Annotated in this window: 6 protein-coding genes; 4 read left to right on the forward strand and 2 right to left on the reverse strand. The window is 45.3% G+C overall.

The window, feature by feature from the left end:
* Nucleotides 1–62: 62 nt before the first annotated feature.
* A complete protein-coding gene (locus FOT42_RS17710) occupies nucleotides 63–803 on the reverse strand; it encodes a LytR/AlgR family response regulator transcription factor (protein ID WP_151891770.1) in 741 nt (246 codons plus the stop codon).
* Complete coding sequence (locus FOT42_RS17715; RefSeq protein WP_151891771.1) at nucleotides 800–1,882, reverse strand: sensor histidine kinase; 1,083 nt, start codon at nucleotides 1,880–1,882, stop codon at nucleotides 800–802. The genes FOT42_RS17710 and FOT42_RS17715 overlap by 4 nt, the downstream gene beginning before the upstream one ends.
* Nucleotides 1,883–2,116: 234 nt before the next feature.
* Between FOT42_RS17715 and FOT42_RS17720 the strand changes: the two genes are divergently transcribed.
* From FOT42_RS17720 to FOT42_RS17735, 4 genes are all read left to right on the forward strand, one after another.
* Complete coding sequence (locus FOT42_RS17720; protein ID WP_151891772.1) at nucleotides 2,117–3,178, forward strand: carbohydrate-binding family 9-like protein; 1,062 nt, start codon at nucleotides 2,117–2,119, stop codon at nucleotides 3,176–3,178.
* A gap of 8 nt (nucleotides 3,179–3,186) precedes the next feature.
* Nucleotides 3,187–4,293, forward strand: a complete 1,107-nt coding sequence (locus FOT42_RS17725; RefSeq protein WP_151891773.1) for a glycoside hydrolase family protein — start codon at nucleotides 3,187–3,189, stop codon at nucleotides 4,291–4,293.
* A gap of 449 nt (nucleotides 4,294–4,742) precedes the next feature.
* Nucleotides 4,743–7,862: a SusC/RagA family TonB-linked outer membrane protein gene (locus tag FOT42_RS17730; RefSeq protein ID WP_151891774.1), complete on the forward strand. Its 3,120-nt coding sequence runs from the start codon at nucleotides 4,743–4,745 to the stop codon at nucleotides 7,860–7,862.
* A 12-nt stretch (nucleotides 7,863–7,874) separates the two neighbouring features.
* Nucleotides 7,875–9,560: a SusD/RagB family nutrient-binding outer membrane lipoprotein gene (locus FOT42_RS17735; RefSeq protein WP_151891775.1), complete on the forward strand. Its 1,686-nt coding sequence runs from the start codon at nucleotides 7,875–7,877 to the stop codon at nucleotides 9,558–9,560.
* The last annotated feature ends 554 nt before the right edge of the window (nucleotides 9,561–10,114 follow it).

The following is a 10,114-nucleotide window of genomic DNA, read 5'->3' on the forward strand; positions in this document are numbered from 1 at the left end:
CCGAATGGGACGAGAACGGGAATTTGATTACCTAAGGTTGTGGGATGATGAAGGGAAGGGCATTATTCATCGTCGGATAGGCCCGCTTTGTTCCCTGTACCGATAATGGATTGGTTCAGGATTTTGGCTTTTACATCATCCAAATAACTTCTACCGATAACATAACGTTTTCCACCGATTTCAACACTGTTCCCCTCAAGGGCATCTATTTTGTCCATGGACACAGTGTGGGATCGGTGGATTCGTATAAACCTGTCACTGGAAAGTTCTTCGGTGAAGGCACTCAGGGTCTTGTGGACAATATGGTTGCCCTTTGGGGTAATGATCTTGATATAGTCCTTTAAACTTTCCACAAGGATAATCTCATCCAAATAGATCTTTTTCATTTTCTTTTTGTCCACTTTCACAAAGATGTGGTCGTTGACGGTATCCCGCTTGGGTTGCTCCTTCACCTTGGCAAGGGCCTTGTTCACGGCTTTGATGAATCTGGGAAGGCTTATCGGCTTTACCAAGTAGTCCAATACTTCTTGGTCAAAACCCTTTGCGGCATGTTCGGCATGCGCGGAAGTAATGATGACCATGGGCTTTTCATCCAGACTGTCCAGAAAACTGAAACCATCGATAATGGGCATGTTCACATCAAGAAAGAGCAGGTCGGGCATATGTTCCCTAAGGTATTCCATGCTATCTATCGCATTGTTGAAAACGGCGGCTATCTGAAGTTCCTTAATTTGGGAGATGTGGTTTTCGATGACTTTGATCGCCAAAGGCTCATCATCTATAATAACACATTTTAAGTTCATCTGAGCTTGAGCTTTAAGTTTACAATGTATTCATCGGATTCATCAAAGATGTCCAATCGGTATTCGTGCTCACCATACCGAAGTTTCAACCTTTTTTCCACATTGGAGAGGCCTATGCCGCCAGATTGTTTTTTGGTGGGCATCGCTTGGTTCTTTGGTTTGGTATTGCTGATCCTAAAGTATAGAAACTTTTCCTCAATCGTGGCCCTAATGTCTATTTTTACCTTTCCAATACTTTTGTTGGCCCCGTGTTTGAAAGCATTTTCTATGAACTGGACCAATAGCAGGGGAGCAATTTTTTTTCCCTTGGGATCGCCCGTTACCTCGAATTTGAGATCAAGGTTTTCGTTGTACCGTATTTTTTCAAGGTCCAGATAGTTTTGGATAAAGACAAGCTCCTTTTTAAGGCTTTGGTCTTTGTCACGGGTCTCGTAGAGCACATAGCGCATCAGATCGGACAGTTTGATGATGGTGTCCGGCGTCTTGTCCGATTTTTCTAAGCTCAGCGCATAGATATTGTTCAAGGTATTGAAGAAAAAATGCGGGGATATCTGTGCCCTCAGCAGGCGGAGTTCCGTCTCCAATTGTTCCTTTTCCAATTTTGCCACCCTTCCGGTCTCCCGAAGCCAATCCATGGTCAACTTGATGGAAGAGACAAAGGTGATCACATAGAGTTCGCCCAACATCATCACCACGGTATAGTTGAAGGTAAGTGTATGGGTCTCCGGGCCTTCTGGCCAAACATTGTAGCTGATCAGAAAATAGGTGAGCAGGTACTTGATCACCACCAGCACATATATTGATACAAAAAGGGCAATGATAAACGTGACAAATTTCCTTTTGAATATGAATTTTGGGACCAGATAGTAAATGGTGAAATAGGTGAGGGTGATGTGGATGGGAAACCCTAAAAGATTGGATTTGAAGGAGTACAGATAGTCGTTGAAATAACTTCCCCACCTCAGGAAATTGAAGGCGAAGTAAATCACCCAAAATAGGACATGGTGCAACGGGGTGATCTTGTTTTCCGTCACAGCGTTTACAAAGAATCTATTCTTGGTCGGAAGCTGAAGTTGCATTGGGCAGATGATTATGTTTTTTTAGCATTTGGCTTTTCCCAGCCGTCGTTGGTCTAATAAAGGCCATAAATACGGATGAAATTAGGAATTTTTACAAAATATGTTCTTTTGGACGTGTGCCTATTACATTTTGAAAGGAAAAATAGACCTGATTGACGATCTTTGGTTACAACATAAAAAGGAACCTTCAAAATGTATGGGACAAATAAAACACTTTTATTAAAAATGCGACAGATGCTTCAGAAGGCGATTTTCATGCTGGTGGTCACGGCACAATTTTCGTGTACCGCACAGGAAAGCAAGGCCCCGAGGTCGCTTGTGGTGTACAGGACCCAAGACCCCATCGTCATAGATGGTGTGGCTGAAGAACCTGCATGGAAAGCTGCCCAAGTTTCGGAGGATTTTATCGATATCGAAGGGGACAAGACCCCGACATACCATACCAATGTACGTATGCTTTGGGACGAGACCTATCTCTATTTTTATGCCCAGATGGAAGAGCCCCATGTGTGGGCCACCCTTAAGCAAAGGGACACGGTCATCTTTTACAACAATGATTTTGAAATATTCATAGACCCGGACGGGGATACCCACAATTACTACGAATTTGAAATGAACGCCCTGAACACGGTTTGGGACCTGCTCTTGGTAAAACCTTATCGGGAAGGCGGCCCCGTGGTGGATAGTTGGGAGATTTTGGGACTCAAAACTGCGGTACAGGTCAATGGCACCTTGAACGATCCTTCGGATGTTGATAAAGGTTGGAGCGTGGAAGTGGCCATGCCCTGGGAAGTGCTCAAAGAGACCAGTGGGAGCAACGATGTTCCCGAAGGAAAGTTTTGGAGGGTCAATTTTTCAAGGGTGAACTGGGATTTTGAACTGAAGGATGGGGCCTACACACGAAAAAAGGACGCAGATGGAAAATTTCTTCCAGAGTACAATTGGGTCTGGTCACCACAAGGGGTCATCAACATGCACGAACCCGAACATTGGGGGTACGCCTATTTTTCATCCAATGTAGCTGGAAACCCGGATTCGTTCACCATTCCAAAAGACGAACAGATCAGGTGGCTGATGTACAAGCTGTACAGGGCCCAAAAAAAATATTTTGGCGAAAAGGGAACATATGCCAATTCCATTACCGAACTGATTCCAAATCCTATTTTACGGGATGGGACCACATTGGAGCTTGAATTGGAAGTACATCGAACGGGCTGGAACATTCAAGCAAAAAGTCCTTATACCCAATCTATATACTCCATCCGGGAAGACGGAAAATACCAACATATAAAATGAGATTACAAATGAAGACTAAAGCAATCATCATGGCGATCATCGCCCTGTCCATGGTTTCGTGCTTGGACAACATCAGGAAAAAGCCGGAGGCCGATATGGCAGCGGCACAGACCGAAGAGCAGAATGCGTTCAAGTATTGGACATGGATCACTGCCGACCCCAAAAGGGATGATGCATCGTACACTGAGGAATTTAAGAAGTACAAAAGCTACGGTTTGGATGCTGTGTTGATCAACACCAATGCGGATCCTGCACTTCTGGGCCGTTTGGCTCCCTTGGCCAAGGCAGAAGGAATGGAAGTGCATGCTTGGATCATGGCCATGAACCGCCCTGGGGACTCCATAGTGAGGCAACATCCGGAGTGGTATGTGGTGAGTAGGGAAGGTAAATCAGCTTATGACCATAGGCCATATGTAGGGTACTACGAATTCTTATGTCCTACACGTGAAGCATCAAGAAACCATGTGTTGGGTCTGGTGGAAGCCCTTTCCCAAGTGGATGATGTGGCCAGCGTGCATTTGGACTATATCCGTTTCCCTGATATTTTCTTGCCCATAGGCCTATTGCCCAAGTATGATTTGGTGCAAGATGTCGAATTGCCGGAATTTGATTTTTGTTATTGCGATGTGTGCGTGGAAGAGTTTGAAAAAATGCACCATAAGAATCCGAGGGATATGGAAAACCCAGCCATTGATATGGAATGGAAGCAATTTCGCTTGAACAGGATACGCGATGTGGTCAACGAGGCCTACGACATTGTCCATGAAAATGGTAAGATATTGACCGCTGCGGTGTTTCCTTACCCCGAAATGGCGGATCATATGGTAAGACAGCGTTGGGACAAATGGGATGTGGACGTGGTCCTGCCCATGATCTACCATAACTTCTATAATGAGGATACCGATTGGGTAGGGTTTGCCACCAAGCAAGGGGTCCAGGACTTGGAGACCACGAAGACCGAACTCCATACAGGGCTTTATGTGCCCGAAATGAGTGGGGGGGAACTAGCGGAAGCCATAGACCAGGCAAGGAAAAATGGAGCCAAGGGAGTTTCTTTTTTTGATGGTCCTGCCCTGACCGAAGAGCAGTTACAGGCAATCAAGGCCTCAAAATAGTATTCGTGCAGTCTCAAATGTCCACCTTGATAATGGAAAATGAAGGTATTGGTCTAACGCAGATCGTTGTTGGTCTAAAACTTTCATAGATCTGGACATTTTGGGGCAAATTGGATGGAAGTAATCTGAAATGAGTACTTTTAATTGTAGTTAAACGCGGGTGAGCTGACCGATATTGGAGAATATCGGTCAGCTTTTTTTTAGGCTATTGTCCATCTCATTGAGCGTATATGGTCTTTGGTCCCACTTAGGTTCCATGTCGCCCGTTCTTCGTCTTTTCCGCGCTTTTCCTTATTCTTTTTAAGAATTAAAAATCAACCTTCGGCTTTTCACGTTTGTTGTTGGTCGAAATTTTTTTAGAACTCCTTAACAAAAGAGGATTTTCACCTAGTTGTGTTAACGTAAAATTAACATGCGAATCAAAATTACTAACTATCAAAAAAACTAACATGATTCAAAAACTAAAGTTTGTATTTGTTTTTGCTGTTCTGCTCTCTGCTCAGGGAGCTTTGGCACAGACGATTACTGGAACGGTTTCTGACGAGTCGGGCGTACCTCTGCCCGGCGTCAACATTGTTGAAAAAGGAACCAGTAATGGCGTATCCAGTGATTTCGACGGGAATTACAGCATCGCTGTTTCGGATGGCAATGCCACTTTGGTCTTCTCCTCTTTGGGGATGGAGACGGTGGAAATGGCCATCAATGGTAGGTCGACCATCAATTTGACCATGAAGGAAGATGCACAACAACTGGGAGAAGTGGTTGTTACGGCATTGGGTATCAGCAGGGAGAAAAAATCCCTGGGTTATGCAGTTACAGAGGTACAGGGAGATGAGGTTTCCCTAGTGAAAGAACCCAACGTGGTGAACTCACTTGCCGGTAAGGTGGCGGGCGTGGTCGTTTCAAGGACCACCTCAGGTCCTGGTGGAGGTACCCGTGTGGTCATCAGGGGTAATAACTCCATTAGTGGAAACAACCAACCGCTATATGTAGTGGATGGTGTACCGATCGACAACAGTGCATTGAGTGCGCCCACTGGAGCAGGGGAATACAGCATTCCTGATTTGGGAACAGGTATTTCCGATATCAACCCAGATGATATCGAATCCCTTTCCGTTTTGAAAGGGCCCAATGCGGCCGCTCTTTATGGCTCCAGGGCAAGTAACGGGGTCATCATCATCACCACCAAAAAAGGGGCGTTGAAAAAAGGTTTGGGCGTCTCGTTCACTTCAAGTGCCACTTTTGAAAACCCGTTCGTGCTGCCAAAGTACCAAAACGAATACGGTCGTGGTACGGATGGAAACTTTCCGACCATAAACCCAAGTGATCCTTTGTCGGCACAAGTGGCCGCAGTAAGGGGAACCAGTTCTTGGGGACCTCGGTTTGACGGTTCTGAGCGCTTGGCCTACAATGGGGAAATGAGAGCCTATGAGGCCCAACCCAACAATGTGGAGGACTTTTTTGAGACAGGGACTAGCTTTATCAATACCCTTTCATTGAGTTCAGGGAACGAAACTTCTTCCATTCGGTTTTCCTATACCAATTCTGATTTGCAGTCCATTCTTCCAAATTCAAATGTGGATAGGGACAACTTCAACCTTCGCGCATTTACCAACCTTTCGGATAAATTGACTTTGGATGCTAGGGTGACCTATTTCCTCCAAAAGGCAAAAAACAGGCCTACCCAAGGTACGGAAGGTGTGATGGCCTATTTGTGGCCCTTGGCAAGAAATGTCCGTATCAACGATTTGAAACAATACCAAAATTTTGAGAATCCTTTGGATCCGACCAATCCCTATGGTGTGATTGCGCCAACAGCATCCGGAGGTAACCCATACTGGATTTTGCAGCATGATTCCAACATGGACAGACGTTCCAGAATAACAGGTTTTGCCAAGTTGCAATATGAGTTTACCGATTGGCTTTCCGCTTTTGTGAGGGTAGGTACCGATGATATTTCCCAAGATACTGAGGCCATCACCAGAACGGGACATCATTTTTTCCCTTCAGGTCGTGTAAACTACGGAAAGAACCAGAGAACGGAGACCAACTACGATTTCTTGTTGATGTTCAATAAGGATTTGGGCGAAAAGTTCAACCTGAATGCGAACGTAGGGGCCAACGCATTGCGTTTCTCCACGATAAGTTCAAGCACAAGAGGGGAGAACATTAAAATTCCCGGAAGACCCTTTTTGGACAATACGGAAAATTTGTTCGCTACACAAAGTGCATTGGTCAAGAAAAATGTCAACTCCATGTATGGGGCAGTATCCTTGGCCTATGACGATATGATCTATCTGGATTTGACAGGAAGGAATGACTGGTCTTCTGCCTTGGCTGCGGAGAACCGTTCCTATTTCTACAGTTCCGCGAGTTTGAGCTTGCTGTTGAATGAAGCTTTTGACCTCGGAAATGATATCAACCTCTTGAAAGTCAGGGGAAGTGTGGCCAGTGTTGGTAACGATACCGACCCACAACAGTTGGTGAACTTGTTCAGGATAGCGGCCAACGGCTTCTTGGACAACGTGACCGTAACTAGGGAGACCACCCTTTTCAGTGAAAGCCTACGTCCAGAGGATGTACAGTCCACTGAGTTTGGTTTGGAATTGAGGGCCTTCAACAATAGGTTCTATACCGACCTTTCTTACTATAGCATCAGCTCTAAAGATTTGATTTTTGATGTGCCATTGGATCCAGGATCTGGGTATAGTAATTTCAGGACCAACGTTGGTGAGATCACCAACAAAGGTTTTGAGATCTTGGTAGGGGGAACACCTGTACAGACGGAGAACTTCTCTTGGGAAACTTCCATCAATGTTTCCAGGAACCGCAACAAATTGGAAAGCTTGGTGGAAGGGCAGGACTTTTTTGAGTTCAGTAGCAGCAACACGGGAAGAGTATCCACCGTGGCCAGGGTAGGACAAGGTTTCGGCGATATAGAGACTACTACTTGGTTGCGCAATGATCAGGGACAATTGATCTTGACCGCCGAAGGAAGACCACAAGCGACTTCCGAGCGTCAAAAATTTGGCAATTATCAGCCTGATGCAGTGGGAGGTTTCACCAATACGTTCCGTTACAAGAACTTCAGTTTGAACACCTTGATCGATTTCAGGATTGGTGGTGAGGTGTATTCAGGTACCGATGCAGGACTGGATGCCGCTGGGGTTTCCGAAAGGACCTTGCAGTACCGTGAAGGAGGAGTGTTGGTAGAAGGTGTCGTGGACAATGGCGATGGAACGTTCTCACCCAATACCACTACCATCAGTGCCCAGGATTATTGGGGTGCCGTTAGTGGAATCGGTTCTGAATATGTTTATGATCAGACCAATGTGCGTTTGCGCGAGGTGAGCCTTACCTATAACTTTCCAAAGAAGATATTGGACAACACCTTCATCACAAATGCATCCATAAGCGCTGTTGGTAGGAACCTCTTGTTTCTATACAAGGATGTTGATAACTTTGATCCAGAATCAAGTTATTCCACATCCAACTTCAGCCAAGGTGTTCTTTTCTACGCCCTGCCCTCTACAAGAAGTTTCGGGCTTAGTTTAAATGTAAACTTTTAAAAATTGCTGAAAATGAGAAAACAAAAAAATATACTATTGGGCCTTATGTGTTCGGCCACAATATTGTCATGTACCAAAAGTTTTGACGAGATCAATACCGATCAGAACGGATTTCTTTCCGATGAGGTAAGTGCCAAATTCTTTTTGACAGATACCCAGTACAAACTGTATTCCCCGGATCGTTTTCCCTATTGGAGGGCGCATCTGATCCATGCGGACAGGTTTGCAGGACAATTCACATTTGGTTTCAATGGCTGTTGGTGGTCAGATGGCTTGGGCTATACCTATGATACTGGGTACACCGATGCGGCCTATGGCTGGCTTGCGGGATATCTGGGCAACCTTAAGGGCTTCACCGATTTTGTTCAAGAAGGTGGAGAACTTGAGAATGAATACATGTACGCGATGGCCTTGATCATGAAAGGACTTTATTATCAAATGTACACGGAGACTTTTGGGATGGTGCCCTATACCGAAGCGGGAGTGGAAGGTATATTGACACCAAAATACGATACCCAACAGGTCATCTACAAAGGTATCATTGCCGATTTGGATGAAGCTATGGCCATCATCGGTTCTGAGGAACGTACCGGTTTGGGAGTTGATGATGCAGGACCGAACGATCTGTACTGCGGCGGAGACCTCCAAAAGTGGAAAAAACTTGCAAACACCCTGAAATTGAGGATAGGAATGCGGGCACTTGGAGCTGATGGCGATGATTTTGCCGCAGCTACGATCAGTGAGGCATTGGCCGCTCCGCTATTGGACGATGCCAGTGGTAGTGTGGTGATGGAGAAGGATTTTGTGATCGACCAGTGGGCTGCAGCGGCCTATGGGGATGTATGGCACAACTTTGGCGGTACTGGTTCAAAATGGACCGTGAGCAACATCTTGATCAACATGTTGCAGGACAACAATGATCCCCGTCTTTCCGTTTATGCAAATCCTATAGTAGGTGGATCTTTCGTTTATGTCAATGATGGGACAGACCCTAATTTTCAGACCAGGGTCGATTTTGTCATTGCAACGCTTGATAGGGCGGGCGCGGATTATACCGTTACGGTAAATGGAACCGAAACCACCATTGAAGTACCTGGCGGACAATACATCGGACTTCCAACAAGGGTGAATGGGGACATAATGCCGTATATACGATATGACATGTTCAGCTTGCCCAGTGAAATGGTCACCCAACAAAAAGGGTCACAGGTGGATGCCTATCCAGAAATTGTGCTTACCAGTGCAGAATCCTATTTCTTACAGGCTGAAGCTGTGTTGAATGGACTTCAGGGAGCAACTGGAGATGCCCAAGATCTATTTGCCAAAGGCATCAAAGAGGCCATGAAAATATGGGGTGTTTCCGATGGGGATGCGGACACCTACATAGCTACAGAAGCTGCTGCGGACATTACCGTGGGTACCTTGGACGAAAAGCTGGAAAAGATAGCCCACCAAAGGTGGCTGGCCAGCTATACCGATGGTTTTGAAGCTTGGGCAGTGGTCCGTGACACTGGTTATCCTGCTGAATTGGCTGCAGGTGTAACAGATCCTGTCATTTATGAGTTGGGAACCCTTAATGGAGCCTATCCACAACGTTTGCGCTATGGATCCGGAGCCCAGGATAACCCAAATTTCTCTGCAGTTGAACCTGTCCAAGGAGCAAATGTTCAAGGAACAAAACTTTGGTTTGCCAAGTAATAAAGGATTTTATGAAAACCATGATCATTTCATAGTTTGAGTTAGTTTTTATTTGTAGTTAATTATGTAAAGGAAGAACGTGTTCTTCCTTTACTTTTTTTACATTGCAACAATAGTTGAACAAACACACAACAAACCATGCATAAGTTCCAATATCCAGGCATAGTTCTTATGATTTCCATAGGTGTTTCGCATGCCAATGGCGAAGAGATCCTTCTGCTGGATTGCATAAGCCCCGTGCCTTCAAAGGAACAAATCGCAATGCACCAATGGAACAGACGAATATTGTCCGTGGACGGGTTGAAAACCCAGAAGCTGAAAGTGGGGTTAATGGCGTCCCTTGGCTGCCCAGCGCTATCCAATGTCGAAATTTGTTGAAAATGTCCACTGAATTTTATAATATGACCAACCGACTTTAAACCAAACCTATGATATCATTAAATACTTTGGACTATGTAATTATTTTTGGCTTTTTTGCCATTACCCTGAGCATAGGTCTTTACGTGTCAAAAAGCTCAGGAAAGAGTAGTTCGGAATTCTTTCTTTCGGGAAGG

Origin of the sequence: Flagellimonas hadalis (assembly GCF_007785775.2) — a bacterium.
GTDB lineage: Bacteria > Bacteroidota > Bacteroidia > Flavobacteriales > Flavobacteriaceae > Flagellimonas > Flagellimonas hadalis.